The organism is Hyphomonas sp. NPDC076881 (genome assembly GCF_050269995.1).
Lineage (GTDB): Bacteria > Pseudomonadota > Alphaproteobacteria > Caulobacterales > Hyphomonadaceae > Hyphomonas.
Genome location: NZ_JBNNJJ010000004.1, coordinates 266,585 through 286,057, shown reverse-complemented (window position 1 = coordinate 286,057; position 19,473 = coordinate 266,585). Strand labels below are relative to the sequence as shown.

Genomic DNA, 19,473 nt, shown 5'->3' with positions numbered 1-19,473 from the left:
AGCTCCGCTCAGCGGGCCTTGACCACCCACCCCCAACCAGAAAGAAAGGCGAACAGAGTCTCCAATTAAACGGCCCGGATCAGGGGGCTGGGTCAAGGGGTTTAGCGTTCCGCCTGCCGCGAAGTCCCAACCCCTCTCCCTCCGGGAGAGGAGGGGCCCATTGCGCAGCAATGGGAGGTGAGGGCCTTGCGCCCTATCCCCCAAATCCCGCCCCCTCCGCGTCCAAAATCCCCAATCCCCTCAACGCCTTAAAAATAAATCCCGCAAACCTTGTCCACCCCCTCCCGCGCCGGGCGTATGCTCCGTGGCATGATGAGTATCGCCCGTCTCAGCAAGGAACCAGCGCTCGCGGAGTATTTCGCGCTCGTGCATCCGTTCTTCTGGTGGGTGTTCGTCTGGCAGATGCGGATCGCCGCAAAACACGTCCAGGCCGCCGGCCGCACGGGCGCGCTCATCCGCATCAGCTGGTGGGGCAGGGTCCGCATCGAATATCTCGGCGACCAGAGGCCCGATCCCTCCGCCTACAGACCAGCAGAGCCCACACGCAAAGCGTGGGATGACCCAAGCTGGTCAAGCTCGCTTCCGGCGATCTTCAACGCTGATGCCCCGCAACCTCTTTTCTTCCCCCGTGCAAACGGGGGAAGTGGCAGGGCGCCCAGCGCCCTGACGAAGGGGGCCTGCGCCCTCACCGCGGGCCCCGACACCTCCTAGCGCGCACAATTCCCCAAACCCAGCCCCAATCCCCCGGCCAGCCCCCGTTGCGTCCGGGCAAACGTGCTGGCTGAAACCTGCACGCGCCCGCCATCCTTCGACTTCGCTCAGGATGAGCTCCGACAGGCTGCGTCCGAGAAGCTCATCCTGAGCGAAGTCGAAGGATGTCAGCGGGCATCCCGCCCCCTCTAAACCGCTTCCAGCTCCAGCCCCACGCCGGCAATCTTCACCACGCGGTCCACCACGCAGAGGTTCATGCCGCGCGCCCGCTGCAGCGCCACGCGCGGTTCCTTCACGGCGATCTGGAACTGGATCAGTCTTTCCTCCGGCCCCTGACGGAATTCAATCCCCGCCTCGTCTGCCACGCGCAGATAGCGCCGTCCCTTGGGCACGGCCAGAATATCGGCCCAGTGCGCCGCCATGCCTTCGGGGTCCGGCCCCGCCAGCACCGCGCCGCGCAGGGCGCCCGGCTTTGCCCGCTTCTGCCAGCCCGGCCCCGCCCAGCGCCAGCTTGCCGCCGGGCGCGCCTCATCGATGGAGACAATCGCCCCGCCCACATCGGCGGGGTGAAGATGGCTCGCGGCAATGTCGTCCAGGTCCATGTTCCACACGCGGCGCACGCCCAGCTTGTCCACCCGCGCGCGGGCCGCCGCCAGATCCTCAGTCTGGAAGATCGCCATATAGCCGCCCTCCCCGCCCCGCTCGATGAAGCGGGCCGCCGGCGCCTTGCCGCTCGTCGGCACGACGACTTCCAGGAACTGGTCCCCGATCGGGAACACGCGGTTGACGAGGCCAAACTCCTCCACGCCGGGGTCGATGAACGGCTCGCCCAGGCCCAGCAGTTCGGCCAGCTGATCAGCGGTGCTCAGGCTTCGGGCGGCAATCACCAATTGTCGGAGACGCGGCAGGGTCATGGTTGTGGTTCTCCCCGGAGGTATTTTCTTTTGAGAAGACCCTAACGAGCAGAACAAACGCCGCAACAACGACGCAAGGTAAACAAGGTTATGCTATTACGCACGGATTGCTTTCCCCGCCGGAAGGCGCCACTGGCTCGGGCAAGATGACCAAACCGCATGCAAATCCCCCGGGGCATGGCAGCCCCGCCGTCAAGGATCATGATCACGGCCATGATCATGACCACGCCCATGGTCACGGCCACAGCGGCGCCACCGGGCTAGACTGCCCGGCCGATCCCGGCGCGCATGCCCACGATCACGGCCATGGCCACGATCACAGCCATGCCGGCCATTCCCATGACCATCATGCTGACATGACCAGCGCCGACTCCCGCCGCCGCGTGGCCATTGCTGCCGTGCTGACAGCCGCCTTCATGTTTGCCGAAGTGGCCGGGGGCCTCATCTCCGGCTCCCTCGCCCTCCTGGCAGACGCCGCCCACATGTTCACCGATGCCGGCTCGCTGCTGCTCGCCTGGATCGGCTACAAGCTCGCCGAGCGCCCGGCCGATCCTGCCCGCTCCTATGGCTTCGCGCGGATGAAAATCCTCGCCGCCTTTACCAATGGCGTGCTGCTGATCCTGCTCGGCCTCTGGATCATCTGGGAAGCGGTCCACCGTCTCCTCGCCCCGGTCGAGGTGATGGGCGGCCTGATGATGATCGTCGCGGCCGGTGGCCTCCTGGTCAATATTGCCGCTTTCGCTGTTCTGCATGGCGGCGACAGGCAAGACCTGAACCTGCGCGGCGCCCTCTGGCATGTGGCCGGCGATCTCCTCGGCTCGGTCGCCGCCATCGCTGCGGCCGGCATCATCCTCTGGACGGGGTGGACCCCGGCCGACCCGATCCTCTCCGCGCTCGTCGCCGGGCTGGTGATCGTGGCAGGCGTGCGCATCATGCGCCAGTCTGGCCACATCCTGCTGGAGGGGACACCTCCGGGTCTGTCAGTGTCCGAAATTGTCCATGATCTGTCCGGAAATGTCCCCGGCGTGTCCCGGGTTGCCCATGTCCATGCCTGGTCCCTGACCGAATCGCGGCCCCTGGTGACGCTGGAAGTCACCGCCGCGCCGGGCGCCAATCCCGAATCCCTGCGCCGGGATGTGAAGGCGCGCCTCGCCAGCCGGTTCAAGGTTTCCCATGCCACCGTGGAAGTTGTCTCCGCCCCTGAATAGCTGCCTTGCGGCCAGCGCAAGAGCGCTTTAACCCTGCCCCTTCAGGCCCCATATGGGGGCCAGCCCGCCCATGAGTCCGCGAAGGAGGCTGAAGATGGCCGAGACACAACATGCCGAAATCCTGATCATCGGATCAGGCCCCGCCGGCTGGACCGCCGCCATCTACGCCGCCCGCGCCCTGCGCGATACGCTCGTCGTCACCGGTATGCAGCCCGGCGGCCAGCTCACCATCACCACGGAAGTGGAGAATTATCCGGGCTTTGACGAGATCCAGGGCCCCGAGCTGATGGGGAAGATGCAGGAACATGCCGAAAAGATGGGCGCCAAAGTGGCCAGCGATCACATTCTCTCGGTCGATTTCGAAACCCGCCCCTTCAAGGCCGTGGGCGAAAGCGGCACCACCTACACCGCCGATGCCGTGATCATCTCCACCGGCGCTCAGGCCAAATGGCTGAACCTTGCCAGCGAAGAAAAGTTCAAGGGCTTCGGCGTCTCCGCCTGTGCCACCTGCGATGGCTTCTTCTATCGCGGCAAGGAAGTGCTTGTCATCGGCGGGGGCAACACCGCTGTGGAAGAGGCCCTCTTCCTGACGAACTTTGCCTCAAAGGTCACCGTCATCCACCGCCGCGACCATTTCCGCGCCGAGAAGATCCTGCAGGATCGCCTGTTCAAGAACCCCAAGGTCGAAGTGATCTGGAATCACACGCTTGAGGAAGTTGTGGGTGATGAGCAGCCTCTGGGCGTCACCGCCGCACGCATCCGCGATCTCACCACCGGCACCCTCCGCGAACTGCCTGTTCATGGCGTCTTCGTCGCCATCGGACATGCTCCGTCCACGGAGCTTTTTACCGGCAAGCTGCCGATGAAAGAGAATGGCTATCTGATCACCGAGCCCGGCTCTCCGCGCACCGCCATCCCCGGCGTGTTCGCCGCTGGCGACGTGACCGACGAAACCTACCGCCAGGCCGTCACCGCCGCCGGCATGGGCTGCATGGCCGCCCTCGACGCCGAACGCTTCCTGTCAGAACAGGAAGCGCATGCTGAAGCTGCTGCTGTTCCCGCAGAATAGGGCTTCAGCGCTAAAGCATCGCCAGCGCCACGCGCTCCACATCGCGGGGTTTCTTGCGGGTGACGGCTTCGAGCAGCCGTGCGGCGCGTTCCTGCATCACCCGGTCCAGATCCGTGGCCGGATCAGTTGCCACAGCAGCCTGCAATGCCGTTTCGATCTCTGCGCGGTGCTTCTTCGCGTCCAGCGCGGCCAGCGCCCGGGCCCATTGCCAGCGCAAGGCGATATCCTCCGGCGCAAGACGGACGGCTTCTTCATAATGGCGGCGCGCGGTCTTCAGACTGGCGCCCATGATGGCCGCGCCGATTGTGCCGCCCCGGCGCTCGACCTCCACATGCCAGACAGCCAGAAAGCCATGCGCATAGAAATTCGCGGGGTCATCCTTCAGCACACTTTCGGCAAGCTGTTTTGAAAGCTCGCCATAGCCGGTCTTGCTGGCCTCATTGAGACTCATCGGCCGCAGGATCAGCGACAGGGAAATGGCCTTCTGAAGGCGGCCTTCCTCATGTTCAGGGTCCAGCTTCAGCGCTTCTTCGGCCTCGGCCAGGGCCTGGCCGATCAGGCTGCGCGGCGGATCGCCCTCCCCGCTCATGGCCTTTGCCAGAAGGGTCCGCGCACGGAAGGCGTAGGCGTCGGCTGTCTGCTCGCCGCCCGCCTGCTCGAACGCCCTCTCGTAAAGGCCCGCCCGGAACGCTTCGGATGCAGCGCGAACATCTGCATGGGCCAGCATTGCTGCCAGCACGGCAAAAGTGAACAGAATCAAGCTGCGTCCCTGCATCTGAGTTGATATTACTCCGAAACAGGACGTTCGGCGAGCGGGATTGCAATGACAGATAGTTTTGAGGCGGATGTGGTGGTCATCGGGGCGGGCGTGATTGGCCTGGCCTGCGGGCGTGCGCTGGCGCGGGCGGGGCGCGAGGTGATCGTGCTGGAGGCCGAAGACCAGATTGCGATGCACACCTCATCCCGCAATTCCGAGGTGATCCATGCCGGGCTCTATTATGCCACCGGCAGCCTCAAGGCGCGCCACTGCGTTAATGGCCGGCGGATGCTCTACAGCTTTCTGGATGCCCACGGCGTTGCCGTGAAGCGCTGCGGCAAGCTGGTGGTGGCCATTGGCGAGGCGGAAGCGGGCGAACTTGGCGCGATCCTGGCGCGGGCGCAGGCCAATGGCGTGGAAGACCTGCGCCTGTTGGACGGCGCCGGGGCTCTGGCGATGGAGCCTGCGCTCAACCCGGAAGTGGCCGCGGCCATCCACTCCCCCGTCTCCGGCATTTTCGACAGCCACGCCTATTTCCTGGCCCTGCAGGGGGAGCTGGAAGATGCCGGCGGCTCGATTGCCTTCAACACGCCGGTGCTCTCCGGCGCGGTGGAGGCAGGCCATGTCCGGCTGGAGACCGGCGGGGACAATCCGGCCACCATCCGCGCCCGCACCGTGGTCAATGCGGCGGGTCACTACGCGCCCCATATAGCCGCCACAATAGAAGGCCCCCACACGGCCGGCTTGCCGGAAACCCATTTCGTGAAGGGCAGCTATTTCGGCATCAGCGGGCGCACGCCGTTCTCCCGGCTGATCTACCCCATGCCCAACACCGCCACGCTGGGCCTGCACCTGACGATAGACCTGGGCGGGCGCGGCAAGGTAGGGCCGGACGCCGAATGGCTGCCCGAGGGCGCCTCCCCGCCCTTCGATTACCGGGTCGATCCCGCCCGCGCCGCCGTATTCCATGCCGAAGTCAGCCGCTACTGGCCCGGCCTGACCCTTGACCGGCTCACCCCCGATTATGCCGGCGTGCGGCCCAAAATCGTGCCCAGAGGCGCCCCGTCCGGCGATTTCCGCATCGAAGGGCCAGAGGCCCATGGCAGCGCCGGCCTGGTTAACCTTCTGGGGATTGAAAGCCCGGGGCTGACCTCATCCCTGTCAATTGCAGACCATGTGGCAGAGCTTGCAGGATAGGGTGCTTGCGCGCCCCCCTTTCCATGTGTATCAGGCGCCTTCGCTGATGCGGCGTTCAGGTTCGGTAGCTCAGCTGGTTAGAGCGCGCGACTCATAATCGCGAGGTCGAGAGTTCAAGTCTCTCCCGAACCACCACGCCTAGCGCGCGATCCCTCTTGCGCCGCCAGCCAACTGGCCAGAGGATCGCCTGATGACGCAGACCTTCTCCCGCACTCTGGCTTGCTGGCTGCCCCGGCCGCTGCTCCTTCTCACCGCCCTGTTTGCCCTTGCCGCCACCAGCCTGGCGCAGGAAACGGCCGAACCCACCGAGGCCCGCCGGCCCAAGGTCGCGCTGGTGCTCTCGGGTGGGGGCGCGCTCGGCCTCTCCCATGTCGGCGCCATCCAGGAACTCGAAGCGATGGGCATCCGGCCTGACATCGTGGTGGGCACATCGATGGGCGCGGTCATCGGCGGGCTCTACGCAGCCGGGATGAGCGGCGCGGAGCTGGAAGAGGTCGTTCAAAAGGTCAACTGGAGCGGCGTGTTCAACCCGGCGCCGGAACGCGACAAGCTCACCTACCGCCAGAAGCAGCAGCAGGCGGACTTTCCCGGCACGGCGAGCCTGGGCGTATCGGGCGCGGGCCTTCTCCTGCCCACGGGCGCCATTTCCGATCAGGCGCTGATGAAGGAACTGCGCCGTTTCACCCCGGCCCGGATGAATGTGGAAAGTTTCGACGACCTGACGATCCCCTTCCGCGCGGTGGCCACCGATATTGCCACGGGCGAAGCCGTCATCATCCGCTCGGGCGAGCTGCCGATGGCGATGCGGGCATCGATGTCCGTGCCCGGCGTATTCCCGGCTTTCAACCTGGATGGCAAGCTGCTGGTCGATGGCGGCCTTGCCGCCAACATCCCGGTCAGCGTCGCAAGGGATATGGGCGCCGACATCGTGATCGCTGTATGGACCCCCAACGACCTGCTGAAGCAGGAGCAGATCGGCTCAGTGGTCGATGTTCTGTCGCAGACCGTCAGCCTGCTGATCCTGGCGAATGAGCGCGCTGAGATTGCCTCGATGAAACCGGGCGATGTGCTGGTGCGGGTTGACACCGGCAAGATTGGCCCTGCGGCCTTCACACGCGGCAAGGACCTGATCGCGGCTGGCCGGAAATCGGTTCAGGCCCTGGCTGACAAGTTTGCGCCGATTGCCGAAGACCGCCCGCCCATCAGCTATGCCGGCCTGGGGGACACCCAGTCACCCGTCATTTCCTTCGTCCGTATCGAGAACACATCCCGCCTCAACCAGTCTCTGCTCGAAACGCGCATGGCAAGCGTGCTGGGCAAGCCGGCCGACACCGATGAGATCAATGAAGCGCTCGACCGGATCTATGCCCTCGGCCCGTTTGAGCGGGTGGATTATACGATGGCCCAGCAGGACGGGTTGACCGGTCTGATCGTGCGGGCAGAAGATTCCCGCCGCAATGCCGGCCGGGTCCGCCTCGGCATGATCGTGGAGAACGACTTCAACACCGAGTCCGATGTGGCCGTGTCGGTGGATTATCGCAGCGCGGCGCTGGACGCCTATGGATCGGAAATCCGGGCCATCGCCACCATTGGCGACATTAACGAATTTGGCCTCGAATATTTCCGCCTGCTGGAACCTGAACAAAGCTGGTTTGCTGCCGCCCGTGCCGAGATCGAGAACCGGCCGGTAAATGTCTATACAACGCGCGGCTTCAAGACCGCCGGATATGATCTCACCTATGGCCTGCTCGGCATTGATGCAGGCCGCCAGTTTGGAAACTTCGGGGAAATCCGGGTCGGTACAGAACTCGGCACGGGGCGCGCCAAGCTGAACGAAGGCGCCGGCCCCATCAATGAGGTGGATATTGACACGGGCCGCATCTTTGCCTCCGCCGGGCTTGATACGCTTGATGATCCCTTCTTCCCGCGCCAGGGCACGAGGGCCAAAGTGCGCTGGACGCACGGCCTGGAATATCTGGGAGACAATGCCGACTATCAGACCATGACGGCCTCCGGTCTTCATGCCTTCACCTTCGGGCGCAACACCCTGCTCACATCGGTCTCGGGCGGCCTGCGCCTCAGCGGCGCGCCGCCCATCGACACGCTCTACCGGATCGGCGGGCTGTTCAGCCTTTCGGGCTACCGGCTGGATGAGCTGGCCGGAGAGAATTTCCTGGCTGGCCGCCTGATCTATCGCCGGTCCCTGACCAATACGGAGGAAGCCCTGTTCGGCATTCCCCTGTTCGTGGGCGGATCCATCGAAGCGGGCGAGGCCTGGTCGGAGCCGGACAATTTCTCGCTGGATGATGTGCGCTTTGGGGGCAGCGTCTATGTCGGCGCCAATACCGCGCTGGGGCCGGTATATCTCGCCTTTGGCCGCTCCGAAGGGGGGCGCCAGTCGGCCTATCTGGTGATCGGGCGGTCTTTCTAGGAAAGCCGCTTCAAACCGCTTTCGCCTGCTTTTCCCGCGGCGCGCTGAGCAGCGTATCGGCCAGCGCCGCCACCAGCGCGCGCGGGCGCACCGGCTTTTCGATCAGGCCGGAAAAGCCAAGCTTTTCGCAGGCCGCGCGGCATTCGGCAGTCGCGTCTGCCGTCAGCGCCAGGATCGGTATGCCGCTGTTCTGGCCAGGGCCATATCGGGCCGCCTTGATCACGGCTTCGGCCCCGCCGCCCGGCATATGCACATCGGTGAGCACCGCCTGATACCGCCGCACGGCGATGCGCTGGGCGGCGGCCGTTGCATCAGGCACGCATTCAACCCGCCAGCCGGCGGCGACGAGCGCCTCACGGATGACAAAGGCGGTCGTTTCGTGATCTTCGGCCACAAGGATCTCGCCAAGATCAAACCGGCCGGCGCTTGTGGGGGCGGTATTCTCCACCGCCAGGCGCGGGCCGGCTTTCTGCACCGGCACTGCAACAGTGAACAGGCAACCGCCGCCGGCATTGTCAGCCAGCGCGATATCCCCGCCGAGACGCCGCGCCAGGGCGCGCGCGATGCTGAGGCCGAGGCCAGAGCCGCCATGAGTGGCGGCGATGGTGTCGTCTGCCTGCTCGAACTCTTCAAACAGGCGCGCCTTGTCGGCATCGGAAATACCGCGGCCCGTATCGGCAACGGTCATGATGAGGGTCAGCCCCTCCCCTGCCGGAACAGTGGACATCTGGACGGTGACATGGCCGCGATCGGTGAACTTCACGGCATTGCTGACGAGGTTGAACAGGATCTGCCGCAGGCGCCCGGCATCGCTTTCGATACGGCCTTCGGCGCTGCGGGCCACGGCGATGCGCAGGCCCACGCGCTTGGCGTCAAGCTTGGGCTGCCAGAGGTCGCGCGTTTCGGAGGCAAACTGGCGCAGCTCGAAAGCCTGCAGGGTTACCGGCAGCTTGCCCACTTCCAGCCGGGAAAGGTCCAGCAGGTCGTTGAGCAGGCGCTCCAGATGCTGGCCGCTATTGGAAATGGTCTCCGCAAGGCGGCGGGTCTCGGTGGTGGGGGCCTGATCCTTGATCAGGTCGGCCACGCCCAGAATGCCGGTCAGCGGCGTGCGGATTTCGTGGCCGATGAAGGCCAGGAAGCGGGAGCGGCCTTCCGCCAGCATCAGCATCTTTGCCTTCATCTCTTCGATGCGGCGATGGCTGGCCTGCTGGCTGCGGGCGCGGGCGGTGTTCTCCTCGGCCACAGCCTTCAGCAGCGCGGCCGGAGAGACGAGGCCCTTATAGACGCCCTCTTCCATCACGATCACGCCATCGGTCAGCGCGCTGGTGCCCTTCTCTGCCGCCTGTTTGGCAATCAGGGCGACGGGCAGGGTGCCGTCTGCGATGACGGGGGCCTGCGTGATCAGGTGATGTACCGGGCGGGCGGCGAAGATATCTCGGCCATTGGGGCCGGCGAGCGCCTCGGTCAGCCGGGCGCGGGTGACCTGCGCGATGCGCAGCGCTCCGTCCTCGCCCGTTTCCAGCCGGACCGGGAGCGCGAACAGCAGCGGGTCGGACAAGAAGAGGGAGAGCGCCGCCGCCCCCGTCGTGGAGGACGGAATGGGCGGCACGCTGAGCGCAATTTCCTGGAGGCGTACGGGCATCGGGGACCGGGCATTAAGGTTAATGCCCGATCATCCGTAACAAGTGTTACCTTCCGGCAAACGCCAGACCTGTTGTGATCAGGAGATTTCGCGGCGATTGCGGATGATCTTGTTCACAAGGCCGTAATCCACAGCCTCCTGAGCGCTCATCCAGAAATCCCGGTCGGTGTCCTTCTTGATCTGCTCAAGCGGCTTGCCGGTGGCTTCGGCGAAAATCTTGTTCAGACGCTCGCGCATCTTGATGATTTCGCGGGCCTGGATTTCGACATCCGTAGCCTGGCCGCCAACGCCGCCGCGGGGTTCATGCAGCAGGTAACGGGTGTTGGGCAGCGAATAGCGGTTTTCTTTCTGGGCGGCCGCATAGATCAGCGCGCCTGCCGAGGCGACCCAGCCGGAGCCGAGCACTTTTACCGGGGCGGTGACGAATTTGATCATGTCATGGATCATGTCGCCGCTTTCGACGTGACCGCCGGGCGAGGACAGGATCAGCAGGATCGGATCATCGCTTTCGGCAGACAGGGCCAGCATCCGCTCGCAGACCATGCGGGCCTGTTTGAAGTCGATCCCGCCGGTCAGCAGGATGGTGCGCGACTTGAACAGGGCATTTTCCACCAGCGCAGCGGGATTGGCTGCGGGGGTGGCTTCTTTTTCGTCTTCATCGTCAAGGCGGAAGGGGGTCATGCAGGCTCCGGAAAGGAATCTCTTTGATTTCAGGTCGTATAGGTGCGGTGCCAGGGGCGCCGGGTCAAGGCACGCGGCTCACTATTCCCCAGCCAGGGGCCGGACAATTCCGGACAGTTGCGGACAGGCCATGGACAAATCCGGACATCAGGCGGCCTCTGAGATCACCCGCGCGACATCGGCGGCATAGGCCTGCGCCTTCTTCTCCCCTACCCCGCTGATCTCGCGCAGGGCGTCCGGGGTGGCGGGGCGTTCCCGCGCGATTTCGGCCAGCGTTCTGTCATGGAAGATGACATAAGGCGGCACGCCGCGCTCCCTGGCGAGGTTCGTCCGCCAGGTACGCAGGGCCTCGAAGAGGGAGAAGTCCCGCTCGGAAAGGTCTGCCATGACGGCCACTTTGGCGGCGCCCTTCGAGCGGGTCTTGCGGCGGGCAGCGGCGGGGTCCTGCTTGAGCGAGACGGTGCGTTCCCCTCTGAAGAGGGCCTTGGCCGCCTCGGCATCGGGCACGACCAGGACCGGGCGCATGGCTTCCCCGCCCTCGGCCACCAGATCTTCATAGAGCAGCGCATCGAACACCCGGTTCCAGCCCTGGCGGGAGAGTTCCTTGCCGATGCCAAAGGTGGAAAGACTGGAGAGATCGGTATCAAACCCGTCCTTCGCTTCGCCCAGCAGATGCTGCACCAGGCGGCCCCGGCCAATCCGCTGGCCGCAGCGCAGCACGGCAGACACCGCCATCTGGGCATAGCGGGTCACGTCGTACCGCTCGCCCAGCTCCCCTTTGCAGGCATCGCACACCCCGCAGGGCTCCACCGCCTCTTCCCCGAAATAGCGGCGCACAGCGGCGCGGCGGCATTCATCCCCATTGAGGAAGGCGAAGAGCTGGCGCGTCTTGGTGAGCTGGACGCGCTTGACCTCGTCGGGCGCGTCGCTGCTGTAGGTCCATTGCAGGGAGCGGTTCATGTCTGACGGGCCGAAGAGGGCAACGCCCTCTGCCGGTTCGCCATCGCGCCCGCCCCGGCCGACTTCCTGCCAATAGGCTTCCAGCGTCTTGGGCGGGTCGGCATGGATGACGAAGCGGACATCCGGCTTGTCGACGCCCATCCCAAACGCAACGGTGGCACACATCACCAGCCCCTCCTCCAGCAGGAACCGGCGCTGGCGGGCAGCGCGGACTTCCGCGTCGAGCCCGGCATGATAGGCGAGCGAGGGGACGCCGGCTTTCTCCAGCGCGTCGGCCAGATCCTCAACCGCATTGCGGGTGGCAGCATAGACGATGCCGCTGACCCCTGCTCTCGCTTTGACGAGTTGGACGACGCGGGCGGTGCGATTGCCTTCCTTGGGCTCTGCCGAGAGGATGAGGTTTGGCCGGTCGAAGCTGGCGACGTGAACGGCCGGGTCGGTCAGGTCGAGTTGGGCGAGGATGTCGTCGCGCGTGCGATTGTCGGCAGTGGCTGTCACCGCGAGGCGCGGCACGCCCGGGAACAGCGCCTTCAGGCGCCCGAGGGCGCGGTAATCGGGGCGGAAATCATGGCCCCATTGGCTGACGCAGTGGGCTTCATCCACGGCGATAAGCGAGACCTTCATCCGCGAAAGCCGGTCTGCCAGCCCATTCCCCAGCCCTTCGGGCGAGACATAGAGGAGGTCCATCTCCCCGCGCGCGGCGGCGTCCAGCGCGGCGGTGCGGGCATGGAAATCCATCGAGCTGTCAAGGCGCTCGGCGCGCACCCCGGCGAGTTTCAGCGCATCGACCTGATCGGCCATCAGCGCGATCAGCGGCGAAACGACGATGCCTACCCCTTCCCGCAGCAGCGCGGGGATCTGGTAGCAGAGGGATTTGCCCCCGCCGGTCGGCAGCACGGCGAGGCCATCGCGGCCCGCCAGCGTGTCGGCAATCACCGCTTCCTGCAGGCCCCGGAAGGCATCATAGCCATAGACGCGCTTCAACAGCGCGCGGGCATCAGTGAGGGTGGGCGGCGACGGCATGGCCCCGTTCTGGGGAGATGCGGAGGCAAGAGCAAGGGGTGGGCTGCCCGTATTCGCTCAGGCAACCCGCAAGGGCTTTATCTCCATGATTTCATTCGCTGGGTCTGCAGTCAGCAGATCATAATGCATCTGAAGGTTCAGCCAGAACTCGACACTCGTTCCAAAAGCGCGGGCGAGGCGTTTGGCGGTATCGACCGTTACGGCTGTCTCTTCCCTGACAAGACGCTCGATCCGCGTCCGCGGTACGCGAATATGTTTGGCTAGCCCGATGGCGCTCAGCCCCATCGGCTCAAGGAATTCGTGCTTGAGAATCTCACCGGGATGGACCGGCACTTGCAGGGTTACCATAGTCATTTCCTTTCAGTGGTAATCCACAATCTCAACGTCTTCAGGCCCCCTATCCGTCCATTTGAAACAGAGACGCCACTGGTCATTGATGCGGATCGAGTGCTGGCCCGCCCGGCCGCCCGTTAACGCTTCCAGCCTGTTCCCGGGCGGTACCCGAAGGTCGTCCAGCTGCACTGCGGCCTGAAGCAATGCGACCTTCCGGACTGCAACACGGAATATATCCGCAGGAAATCCCTTACGGGCTTTTCCTGCCAGAACCTGCCCGATCAGATCGCCTTTGGTGCTCTGTATCATTTATCGAGAGATGTATCACGATACGATACATTGTCAAGGAGAGTTGCAGGTTCGGGCCATCGCCGCGCGTTGCGATTTGCAAGAAGGACGGCGGGCACTGTCCGAGACAAGTTTTCCAAGATTGGATGCGTGATGGATTAATCCACAAAGTCGATCCGGTTGTCGTGGATCAGCGTCTTGAGGCTGGGGGCTTGGCGGCGGCGGGTTTCTTCGGCGAGGAAATTTAGGATGTCGTCGCGTTCGGTGAGGGGCTGGCCGGTGGCGGCTTCCCATTTGTCCGGCGGCGGAACATCTATGCTGAAATGCACCGGGCGGATGCACATTTCATGATAGAAGCGCAGGCGGATGTCGCCGTCGATATAGATGATGGTGCCCGCGCGGGCGTTGCCTTCAAATTCGAGGCGGCGGGAGAAGCGCGCGGCGATTCTTTTCAGCGCCGCTTCGCGCATCTCAAGATCCGTATCCGGAATTATATTTCCAAATCCGTCGCGGTAGACGATGGGGCCTTTGGCGGGCTCTGGCGCCGGGGCGGGGTCTGGCGGCGGGATTACGCCTGCCTCCAGCTTCTGGAGGGCGAGCGTGTGGGCCCAGCCTTCAGCATGGGTGATGTCGATCCGGTACTCACCGGGGGGCCAGGGATAGGTATCCACCAATATCTGGACGCGGCCATTGAGGCGGGCGGTGAGCGGGCCTTCCTCGATCAGCGCGCCTTCGGGGCCGGTGATGCGCAGGGTGTCATAGCCCGACCAGCCATCGGCCGGCAGCCAGAGGATGACCTGCTGGACGCCGGGATAGACGGCGGTTTTTGCGTGCAGTAGGCCTGCACCTTCGGGCGCGCCGGTATTTTCCGCCGGGGCGAGGATGAGGTGTCCGTCAAAGCCGGGCTGGTCTGTCATCTGCGTCTCCCGACACTTCCATAGCAGGGCGCGGGCCGGCCTGCCAATTCATGCGCGCTCCGCATGAATGCTATCTCCCCGCAGGGTCTGCCCTGCCCCGGCGAATATCCCATATACCTCTCAACCGTAACGTTCTGAGAGGAGACATCCCATGATCGAACTCCGTCCCTTCGATAAGCTTGGCCGGTTCCGCAATGACTGGCTGAACGCGCATTATCACTTTTCCTTTTCCGGCTATCATGATCCGAGCCGGGTTCACCATGGCGCCCTGCGCGTGTGGAATGATGACGAGATCCAGCCCCATACTGGCTTTCCCCCGCATGGGCATGAGTCCATGGAAATCATCACCTATGTTCGCCAGGGCGCGATTACCCACAAGGATTCGCTTGGCAATCATGGCCGCACCGAAGCGGGCGATGTGCAGGTGATGAGCGCAGGATCAGGTGTTCAGCACTCGGAATGGAATGCCGAGGATGATGTGACCAAGATATTCCAGCTGTGGATCATTCCCCGCACTCGCGGCGGCAAGCCAAGCTGGGGGGCGCGCCAGTTTCCCAAGGGCGACCGGTCTGGCCAATGGGCCGTGTTCGCTTCGGGCACCGGCGAGAATGACAGCCTGCAGATCAATCAGGATGCCAAGGTTCTGGGCGCAACCGTGAAGGCCGGTGAAACGCTGACCTATGAACTGCCCCAAGGCCGGTATGGCTATCTGGTGGTGGCGGACGGCGAAGTGGTTCTCAATGGCCAGACGCTGAAAACGCGGGATGGCGCAGCCATTTCCGGCGGTGAGACGCTGATCCTTGAAGGCGTAAACTCGGCAGAGCTGGTTCTGGTCGATACCGTCTGAAGGCTCACAGCCTCGTGACTTTCTTTGCCCGGCGGGCGCCTGTTACCTAGATGAAGGAGCAGGCGCCCGCCGGGCGCATCATGTCTGAAGAGGAGTTTTCCGCCATGCACAGAGAGACAGGACTTGCCGCCGCCCTGGCCGCGCTGATTGTGGCAGCCTGCGGCGTCAGCACGGCGCAGGGGGAGACGAAGACGGCCACCGCCACCGGCCATGATGTGTCCCACCTCACCGAGCAGCAGAAATACGTCACCCTGCATGACGGCACCGAGCCGCCCTTCGACAATGAATACTGGAACCACAAGGAAGAAGGCATCTATGTCGATGCCATCTCCGGCGAGGCGCTGTTTTCCTCCACCGACAAGTTCGATTCCGGCACCGGCTGGCCAAGCTTTACCAAACCCATCCATGAGAAACTGGTGTCAGAATTCCAGGATGACAGCCTCGGCATGAGCCGCACCGAAGTGCGCTCCAGCGGGGCGGACGCGCATCTCGGCCACCTCTTTGATGACGGCCCGAAGGAGACCGGCGGCCAGCGCTATTGCATCAATTCGGCCAGCCTCAAATTCATCCCGAAAAATGAAATGGCCGCCAAAGGGTATGGCGAATATCTCTATCTCTTTGCGGGCAAGGAGAAGGCGAAGAAGTGAAGCACCCGCGCCCGCGCGGCGAGCGCCTCACGCTTGTGTGACTTCTTTCGCCCGCCGCCCTGCCCTATATTGAGACTATGAACATGGCGGGCCCCACTGGCCGGCCAATTACCGGAGAGAAACCATGAAACGCCTTTTTGCAGCCGCCGCGCTTGCTGCGGTTCTGGTTCAGGGCGCGCAGGCGGCCGAGATATCGGTCGGCTACGCGCCTGAGTTCACCAAGAAACTCCAGGAGGATTACGGCGAGAAGGAAGGCGAAGTGCTCGCTGGACGGATCGAACGTGATCTGACGCGGGAACTGGCGAAAGCCGGTGTGGATGTGGCGCGGGTGGAGGTGACCATCCTGGATGCGCGCCCTTCCCGGCCGACCTTCAAACAGGCCGGTGACAAGCCGGGGCTCGACATGATGCGCTCTGTCAGCGTTGGCGGCATGAAGCTGAAAGCCGTGGCGTATGACGCGGCCGGCGCGCCAGCCGGAGAGCTGGAATATGACTGGTATGAGAATGACATCCGCCAGGCTGGCCTGACCACCTGGCATGACGCCAGCCGCGCGTCTGACCGGTTTGCCCGCCGGTTTGCCGAAGCTCTGGACTAGGCCCGCACCCCTCGGGCCGTCCCGCCGCTGCCGCCACCCCTCCAGGCGGCAGCGGCCTCAGCTTTCCTGATCGCCGCTTTTCTTCAGATCACCCGATTCAATCCGCACGCTGAGCGTGTCGGGTGATTTGATGTGCAGGTCGCGCTGCGGCATCGAGACATGGATCTCGTATTTCTCCAGCGCCGAATGCATCGCCCAGATATAATCAGCCATCACCTTTTGCGGGCGCAGCACGGCCTCATCCGTCAGCCAGACGATCAGTTCGAACTCCAGGCGGAACTCGCCGAACTTCACCAGCCAGACCTGCGGGGTATGCTCGCCCCGGTCGTCATAGGTCCAGGGCACGCTGCCGGCTGCTTCGAGGCCCGCCTTCTGCACCAGCTCCTTGGACGTGCCATAGGCCACCCCGAACGGCACATGGATGCGCCGGCGGGCTTCGGTCATCGTCCAGTTGATCAGCTGCGCCTTGATGAAGGCTTCGTTGGGCACGATGATGTCGACATTGTCGTTCGTCATCACCACGGTGGAGCGGAAGTTGATCTCCTTCACCACGCCCGACAGGCCAGACTGAAGCTCGATGAAGTCTCCCACCTTCAGCGACTTTTCCATCAGGATGATGACGCCGGAGATGAAGTTGGAGAAGACCGACTGCAGGCCGAAGCCGATGCCGACGCCGAGCGCGCCTGAGAAGAAAGTGAGCGCGGCGATGTTCACGCCGAGGAAATTCAGCGCGATCAGCACGGCGACGATCATCACGCCGATCTTGATGCTCTGCCCCAGGAGCCCGCCGACCGAGGCGGGCAGGTCCGGCGAGCCGCGCAGCTGGGACTGGGCCACATTGCCGATGAGGCGGCCCAGCCAGATGGCAAACCAGGCAAGCGCCAGGCTGACCAGGATGCGCAGCAGCGAGACTTCATGCTCGCCAAAATCGAAGGTGACACTGTTCAGCCAGCCGGTGAACGGGCGCAGCCAGCCGACGATGTAGAGCGCGGTGATCGCCCAGGCGAAATAGGCAATCGCCTTCGACCAGAAGCCGCGCCGCATGCTGGCGGTGAAGATGCGCACGATGATCCAGGCCAAGAGGAGACTGGTGGCGATGTGCAGCGTGTTGTTGCCAAGGCCCAGGGCCTCGAAGGCCGCTGTGGCTGCGGCCAGCAGGATGACGGTGAAAACCGGCCAGACGATGCGCGAGAGGGAATGATAGGTTAAGAGGACAAAATCGATCCGCCCGCGCTTTTCCGCCGCCTGCATCAGCATGGTCTTGGGGAAGCGCGAGAGCAGATAGCCCAGCAGGGCGGACGCCACCAGCGCGCCGGCCTGCCAGAGCGTATCAGGCGAGCTCAGCTCATTGCGGGCCGCATCGATCAGCCGGGTGACCGACTCCTGCACCTTGGCAATCAGCGGAGCGGCCGTTTCCGGCTGGAGAAGGTCGAGGCTCATCCCTGTGGCCAATCCTCAAAGGCATTGAATCGACAAGAGGAAACCTTATCGGCCTCGCCTATGCATGCAAGCCCGGGAAGGCTCCCAAGCTGATGCGAAAAGCGATGCTTGGCAAGGTCCAGCAGTATTGGTGTAGGTATTGGCAGCAGCAACCGCTCAAAGCGAAAAATCGCCTGAAATGGCACCCCGCTACTGTGTGAGCGATGGGGACATTTGCACTGAAAGGCACCAATCTTAGCGCTTTTGCGCAGCATATGCATTTGTTGTCAGTTGCTGAGGAATAGCGTTTGGGTAGATTTGGGCGTTGAGTTCGAGTGCCCGCAAGCGTTGATATCCTTGAAGAATGCCCGAAATATGATTTAAATGTCAATTCGTCGCATAAATTTGATATCATATATTCTTTAATTGGCCACAGAGTTGATTTATATGTCAATCCAACAGGAGATAGATTACCGGATATCGGAGGGAAGGCTCAGCCTCCTCGAACCTTTGATCGCTAGCGATCCGAAGGTTAGGAAAATATATGTTGGCGAAGAGGTTCGTGATTTTGTGGAAGGACCTTGGCAGAATGACAACGACCACGAACGAGCGAAGCGTTTACGAGCGGATCTTGATACGTTCATTCGCGGCGCGCCGATCAGCATCGCAGCAGACCCCTATCAGAAGCCCAATGACAGCTTTCTTGCCCCAATCGACCCCATGTCCGATCGCGTATACGCGATTCGCAACCGCATTAAGCCATCCATTCGCTTGGTCGGATGCTTTGCTGCCAAGGACGTCTTCGTTGCTTTGGTGTGGGCCTATCGCATCGACCTTGGACAGAACAAGAGGACATGGCGAAATTTGAGCAAGAGATGCAAGGCCGAGTGGAAGTCTCTTTTCAATACTTATCAGCCGTTACCAGGAGCAGATCGTGACCAACTCGCAAGCAAAATCATTCGTGTCTGAGGTATTGGCGGAGACGCCGATCTCAGAAGGCAACAAGATTTATTTTCAGGAGCGTCTTAAGTCTCGTCTTCACGAAATTCTGGTGAATACTTTCCAAACGGCAGAACAACAGGGAACGATCACAAAGACGGAACTGGCTCGCAAGCTTGGTAAGCGACCCGAACAAATCTCTCGTTGGCTAAATTCGTCCAGCAATATGCAGCTAAATACGCTTAGCGATATGCTGCTCGGTCTAGGATATGAACCGGATATATCCGTGCGCGAACTTTCGGATCAATCCGCGCAAACGGCTAGTTCTACAGTTTCTGGAATTGAAAATAACGAAACGTTTGCGCCAGTCAGTTGGCTGATAGTGCACCAAGTTCAGCCCAACCAAACCAATAGACCCATTGCCGCATCTACTTACTCGAATTGGCCAAATACTTATCGCGAGAATGAGCGTATAAATGCTTGAAGTAGGTCCTTTTAGAATTTTGAATGCTATCGTTTGCGACGATGCTCGCAGGGAAGATAATGGCAAAGCCATACTCATTGGAGTTTACACTGGCTCAATTCTGATTTCGAGGTTCCCAGCGCAAATGCAGCTCGCCGTTTGGATAGAGCATGAAGTCACAAAAATCGGAAATTTCCAATTCTCATGCCGGATTATTTTGGATGATGAGCTTGAGATTTTCCAAGTAACCGGCGACGCGCTTCTAAACGAGCTTGCTCCAGGCGTGCTCGCTTTCGGAGGGGTGCCACTTCAACTGCAGAGGCCTGGAAGCTTGAAAGTAGAACTTCGTATCGCCGAAGAGGAATGGACCACAGTCCGAACGATTTCAATAATCAAGGGCCAAGCTCCAACCGGAGCGGTAAATTTCTAATC

20 protein-coding genes and 1 tRNA gene are annotated in these 19,473 nt (G+C 62.7%); 12 read left to right on the top strand and 9 right to left on the bottom strand.

Going from position 1 to position 19,473, the window contains the following annotated elements; all coding sequences use genetic code 11:
• The first annotated feature begins 309 nt into the window (after positions 1-309).
• Complete coding sequence (locus tag ACQKI2_RS06785; RefSeq protein ID WP_427378940.1) at positions 310-711, top strand: hypothetical protein; 402 nt, start codon at positions 310-312, stop codon at positions 709-711.
• A gap of 188 nt (positions 712-899) precedes the next feature.
• Here ACQKI2_RS06785 and ACQKI2_RS06780 read toward each other — a convergent pair whose 3' ends face one another.
• On the bottom strand, positions 900-1,625 hold the full coding sequence (locus ACQKI2_RS06780; RefSeq protein ID WP_427378939.1) for a VOC family protein: 726 nt from the start codon (positions 1,623-1,625) through the stop codon (positions 900-902).
• A 146-nt stretch (positions 1,626-1,771) separates the two neighbouring features.
• On the opposite strand from ACQKI2_RS06780, the gene ACQKI2_RS06775 reads away from it, so the two are divergent.
• Positions 1,772-2,833: a cation diffusion facilitator family transporter gene (locus ACQKI2_RS06775; protein WP_427378938.1), complete on the top strand. Its 1,062-nt coding sequence runs from the start codon at positions 1,772-1,774 to the stop codon at positions 2,831-2,833.
• Between the two features lie 94 nt (positions 2,834-2,927).
• Entirely contained in the window at positions 2,928-3,902 is a 975-nt protein-coding gene (gene trxB, locus ACQKI2_RS06770; RefSeq protein WP_427378937.1) for a thioredoxin-disulfide reductase, read from the top strand.
• A gap of 10 nt (positions 3,903-3,912) precedes the next feature.
• Here trxB and ACQKI2_RS06765 read toward each other — a convergent pair whose 3' ends face one another.
• Complete coding sequence (locus ACQKI2_RS06765) at positions 3,913-4,662, bottom strand: tetratricopeptide repeat protein (protein WP_427378936.1); 750 nt, start codon at positions 4,660-4,662, stop codon at positions 3,913-3,915.
• Between the two features lie 63 nt (positions 4,663-4,725).
• On the opposite strand from ACQKI2_RS06765, the gene ACQKI2_RS06760 reads away from it, so the two are divergent.
• From ACQKI2_RS06760 to ACQKI2_RS06750, 3 genes are all read left to right on the top strand, one after another.
• Positions 4,726-5,856, top strand: coding sequence for an NAD(P)/FAD-dependent oxidoreductase (locus tag ACQKI2_RS06760; protein ID WP_427378935.1), 1,131 nt, complete (start codon positions 4,726-4,728; stop codon positions 5,854-5,856).
• 58 nt (positions 5,857-5,914) lie between these two features.
• Positions 5,915-5,991, top strand: a tRNA-Met gene (locus tag ACQKI2_RS06755).
• A 55-nt stretch (positions 5,992-6,046) separates the two neighbouring features.
• A complete protein-coding gene (locus tag ACQKI2_RS06750) occupies positions 6,047-8,287 on the top strand; it encodes a patatin-like phospholipase family protein (RefSeq protein ID WP_427378934.1) in 2,241 nt (746 codons plus the stop codon).
• A gap of 10 nt (positions 8,288-8,297) precedes the next feature.
• On the opposite strand, the gene ACQKI2_RS06745 is transcribed toward ACQKI2_RS06750, so the two are convergent.
• The 6 genes from ACQKI2_RS06745 to ACQKI2_RS06720 all read right to left on the bottom strand — a co-directional run bounded on the left by ACQKI2_RS06745 (position 8,298) and on the right by ACQKI2_RS06720 (position 14,131).
• Positions 8,298-9,929, bottom strand: a complete 1,632-nt coding sequence (locus tag ACQKI2_RS06745; protein WP_427378933.1) for an ATP-binding response regulator — start codon at positions 9,927-9,929, stop codon at positions 8,298-8,300.
• Positions 9,930-10,007: 78 nt separating this feature from the next.
• Positions 10,008-10,610, bottom strand: coding sequence for an ATP-dependent Clp protease proteolytic subunit (locus ACQKI2_RS06740; protein ID WP_427378932.1), 603 nt, complete (start codon positions 10,608-10,610; stop codon positions 10,008-10,010).
• Between the two features lie 147 nt (positions 10,611-10,757).
• Positions 10,758-12,593 (bottom strand): DNA helicase RecQ, encoded by a 1,836-nt coding sequence (gene recQ / locus ACQKI2_RS06735; RefSeq protein WP_427378931.1) that lies wholly within the window; start codon positions 12,591-12,593, stop codon positions 10,758-10,760.
• A gap of 57 nt (positions 12,594-12,650) precedes the next feature.
• Positions 12,651-12,941, bottom strand: coding sequence for a HigA family addiction module antitoxin (locus ACQKI2_RS06730; protein WP_427378930.1), 291 nt, complete (start codon positions 12,939-12,941; stop codon positions 12,651-12,653).
• 12 nt (positions 12,942-12,953) lie between these two features.
• Complete coding sequence (locus ACQKI2_RS06725) at positions 12,954-13,235, bottom strand: type II toxin-antitoxin system RelE/ParE family toxin (RefSeq protein ID WP_427378929.1); 282 nt, start codon at positions 13,233-13,235, stop codon at positions 12,954-12,956.
• 137 nt (positions 13,236-13,372) lie between these two features.
• Positions 13,373-14,131, bottom strand: a complete 759-nt coding sequence (locus tag ACQKI2_RS06720; RefSeq protein ID WP_427378928.1) for a hypothetical protein — start codon at positions 14,129-14,131, stop codon at positions 13,373-13,375.
• A 151-nt stretch (positions 14,132-14,282) separates the two neighbouring features.
• Between ACQKI2_RS06720 and ACQKI2_RS06715 the strand changes: the two genes are divergently transcribed.
• From ACQKI2_RS06715 to ACQKI2_RS06705, 3 genes are all read left to right on the top strand, one after another.
• A complete protein-coding gene (locus ACQKI2_RS06715; protein WP_427378927.1) occupies positions 14,283-14,978 on the top strand; it encodes a pirin family protein in 696 nt (231 codons plus the stop codon).
• Between the two features lie 104 nt (positions 14,979-15,082).
• Positions 15,083-15,625 carry a peptide-methionine (R)-S-oxide reductase MsrB gene (msrB, locus tag ACQKI2_RS06710; protein WP_427378926.1) on the top strand — a complete coding sequence of 181 codons (543 nt, stop codon included), beginning with the start codon at positions 15,083-15,085 and terminating at the stop codon, positions 15,623-15,625.
• A gap of 124 nt (positions 15,626-15,749) precedes the next feature.
• Positions 15,750-16,220, top strand: coding sequence for a hypothetical protein (locus ACQKI2_RS06705; RefSeq protein ID WP_427378925.1), 471 nt, complete (start codon positions 15,750-15,752; stop codon positions 16,218-16,220).
• 57 nt (positions 16,221-16,277) lie between these two features.
• Here the strand turns inward: ACQKI2_RS06705 and ACQKI2_RS06700 are convergent, their stop codons facing one another.
• Complete coding sequence (locus ACQKI2_RS06700) at positions 16,278-17,660, bottom strand: mechanosensitive ion channel family protein (RefSeq protein WP_427378924.1); 1,383 nt, start codon at positions 17,658-17,660, stop codon at positions 16,278-16,280.
• A 426-nt stretch (positions 17,661-18,086) separates the two neighbouring features.
• Between ACQKI2_RS06700 and ACQKI2_RS06695 the strand changes: the two genes are divergently transcribed.
• From ACQKI2_RS06695 to ACQKI2_RS06685, 3 genes are read left to right on the top strand one after another with little or no spacing between them, the layout of a single operon-like run.
• Entirely contained in the window at positions 18,087-18,608 is a 522-nt protein-coding gene (locus ACQKI2_RS06695) for a hypothetical protein (protein WP_427378923.1), read from the top strand.
• Positions 18,574-19,062: a helix-turn-helix domain-containing protein gene (locus ACQKI2_RS06690; protein ID WP_427378922.1), complete on the top strand. Its 489-nt coding sequence runs from the start codon at positions 18,574-18,576 to the stop codon at positions 19,060-19,062. The genes ACQKI2_RS06695 and ACQKI2_RS06690 overlap by 35 nt, the downstream gene beginning before the upstream one ends.
• Positions 19,055-19,471, top strand: coding sequence for a DUF6941 family protein (locus ACQKI2_RS06685; protein ID WP_427378921.1), 417 nt, complete (start codon positions 19,055-19,057; stop codon positions 19,469-19,471). The genes ACQKI2_RS06690 and ACQKI2_RS06685 overlap by 8 nt, the downstream gene beginning before the upstream one ends.
• Positions 19,472-19,473 lie beyond the last annotated feature (2 nt).

Excerpts from the sequence above, each read along its gene's own strand:
- ACQKI2_RS06730 (WP_427378930.1), bottom strand. The coding sequence starts at position 12,941 with ATGGTAACCCTGCAAGTGCCGGTCCATCCCGGTGAGATTCTCAAGCAC.
- ACQKI2_RS06700 (WP_427378924.1), bottom strand. The coding sequence starts at position 17,660 with ATGAGCCTCGACCTTCTCCAGCCGGAAACGGCCGCTCCGCTGATTGCC.
- ACQKI2_RS06685 (WP_427378921.1), top strand. The coding sequence starts at position 19,055 with ATGCTTGAAGTAGGTCCTTTTAGAATTTTGAATGCTATCGTTTGCGAC.
- recQ (WP_427378931.1), bottom strand. The coding sequence starts at position 12,593 with ATGCCGTCGCCGCCCACCCTCACTGATGCCCGCGCGCTGTTGAAGCGC.
- ACQKI2_RS06705 (WP_427378925.1), top strand. The coding sequence starts at position 15,750 with ATGAAACGCCTTTTTGCAGCCGCCGCGCTTGCTGCGGTTCTGGTTCAG.
- ACQKI2_RS06760 (WP_427378935.1), top strand. The coding sequence starts at position 4,726 with ATGACAGATAGTTTTGAGGCGGATGTGGTGGTCATCGGGGCGGGCGTG.
- msrB (WP_427378926.1), top strand. The coding sequence starts at position 15,083 with ATGCACAGAGAGACAGGACTTGCCGCCGCCCTGGCCGCGCTGATTGTG.
- ACQKI2_RS06720 (WP_427378928.1), bottom strand. The coding sequence starts at position 14,131 with ATGACAGACCAGCCCGGCTTTGACGGACACCTCATCCTCGCCCCGGCG.
- trxB (WP_427378937.1), top strand. The coding sequence starts at position 2,928 with ATGGCCGAGACACAACATGCCGAAATCCTGATCATCGGATCAGGCCCC.
- ACQKI2_RS06775 (WP_427378938.1), top strand. The coding sequence starts at position 1,772 with ATGACCAAACCGCATGCAAATCCCCCGGGGCATGGCAGCCCCGCCGTC.
- ACQKI2_RS06780 (WP_427378939.1), bottom strand. The coding sequence starts at position 1,625 with ATGACCCTGCCGCGTCTCCGACAATTGGTGATTGCCGCCCGAAGCCTG.
- ACQKI2_RS06785 (WP_427378940.1), top strand. The coding sequence starts at position 310 with ATGATGAGTATCGCCCGTCTCAGCAAGGAACCAGCGCTCGCGGAGTAT.
- ACQKI2_RS06745 (WP_427378933.1), bottom strand. The coding sequence starts at position 9,929 with ATGCCCGTACGCCTCCAGGAAATTGCGCTCAGCGTGCCGCCCATTCCG.
- ACQKI2_RS06695 (WP_427378923.1), top strand. The coding sequence starts at position 18,087 with ATGTCAATCCAACAGGAGATAGATTACCGGATATCGGAGGGAAGGCTC.
- ACQKI2_RS06715 (WP_427378927.1), top strand. The coding sequence starts at position 14,283 with ATGATCGAACTCCGTCCCTTCGATAAGCTTGGCCGGTTCCGCAATGAC.
- ACQKI2_RS06750 (WP_427378934.1), top strand. The coding sequence starts at position 6,047 with ATGACGCAGACCTTCTCCCGCACTCTGGCTTGCTGGCTGCCCCGGCCG.
- ACQKI2_RS06725 (WP_427378929.1), bottom strand. The coding sequence starts at position 13,235 with ATGATACAGAGCACCAAAGGCGATCTGATCGGGCAGGTTCTGGCAGGA.
- ACQKI2_RS06740 (WP_427378932.1), bottom strand. The coding sequence starts at position 10,610 with ATGACCCCCTTCCGCCTTGACGATGAAGACGAAAAAGAAGCCACCCCC.